Genomic DNA, 1,297 nt, shown 5'->3' with positions numbered 1-1,297 from the left:
GGTTCATCGCGGATTAGCGGGAACTAAAAACAAAAACGGTAGTAAGTGATATGGTTTAGTCGCCAAACAAAAATCATACACAAACTACCGTTTTCATGCCGAATCATACTTTCCTATCTTCATTCTGGGAAGGCTTTCATATAGTAAAGTCTCACCAGACAGCATCACTTATTACCCTGACTCTTAAACCCAACTCTGAGGCTAAGTGCCTTTGTGGTCTCGAGGCCGAGGCTATTCATGAGTATCAATGGCGTCATGTAAAAGAGGCCATGTTGCTCGGTGTTCCTGTTGAACTTTCCGTTCAAACACGAAGAATTAAGTGTCGTGTCTGCGGCATAAAAACAGAGTCTCTATCTTGGTTAGAGCCTTATGCTCGTATAACGAAGCGCTTAAAAAGTTATATAGAACAACTGCTGCCTCTTCTTCCCATTAAGCATATCTCCCAGTTAACAAGCGTACATTGGCACACCATTAAAGAGATAGATAAACGCCGACTTCGACGAGTGGTACCGTCAGTGAAATGGGAGGGGCTAAGGCAACTCGTCATGGATGAGTTCCCTATCTTTAAAGGACATAGGTATGCCACGGTCATTGCTGACGCTAAGACGCACCAAGTCATTTGGATAGGGTTAGGCCGTAGCCGCAAGGACATACGACCGTTCTTCGAGCTGTTAGGCAAGCATGGCAATAATATCGAAGCGGTCGCGATGGACATGAATACGGCTTTTGACCTTGAAGTTCAAGCACATTGCCCGAACGCAAAAATCGTTTACGACTTATTCCATGTTGTTGCTAAGTTCGGTCGTGAGGTCATGGATAGAGTCAGAGTCGACCAAGCCAACAAACTCAAGCAAGATAAAAAAGCGAGGCAATGGGTCAAGCGTTCACGCTGGGTGTTGTTGAAAAATAGGGGCAACTTAAATACACAGCAAGACAGCTATCTTACAGAAATATTGAATATCAATAAGGACTTAATGACCACTTACATCCTCGGAGCACAACTCAAAGAGCTTTGGTATTGTGAATCAGAAGTGCATGCCAAAGGGCTCTGGGATACGTGGTGGGCACAAGTACAAGAGAGTGGGATTAAGCCATTAAAAGAGTTCGCACGAAAACTGAGTCCTTATCTTCACGGCATTCTCGCATCGGCAAGTTATCCGCTCAACACCTGCACATTGGAAGGGATAAACAACAAGATAAAGCTAATCAAGCGAATGGGATATGGGTATCGAGATACAGACTACTTCTTCTTGAAGATAAAAGCGGCTTTCCCCGGAAAGCCGCGATGAACCTTTTT

General features: G+C 44.4%; 1 protein-coding gene. It reads left to right on the top strand.

Annotated elements, in window-relative coordinates:
- Positions 1 to 95 precede the first annotated feature (95 nt).
- A complete protein-coding gene (locus F0232_RS24885) occupies positions 96 to 1,289 on the top strand; it encodes an ISL3 family transposase (protein WP_105057510.1) in 1,194 nt (397 codons plus the stop codon).
- Positions 1,290 to 1,297 lie beyond the last annotated feature (8 nt).

The sequence above is a fragment of the Vibrio sp. T3Y01 genome (assembly GCF_013114525.1).
In the GTDB taxonomy this organism is placed as follows: domain Bacteria; phylum Pseudomonadota; class Gammaproteobacteria; order Enterobacterales; family Vibrionaceae; genus Vibrio; species Vibrio chagasii_B.
Note: the sequence above shows the minus strand (reverse complement) of the source record. Positions and strands in the feature narration are given on the sequence as shown.

Coding starts and splice junctions, on each gene's coding strand:
- F0232_RS24885 (WP_105057510.1), top strand. CDS start 96: ATGCCGAATCATACTTTCCTATCTTCATTCTGGGAAGGCTTTCATATA.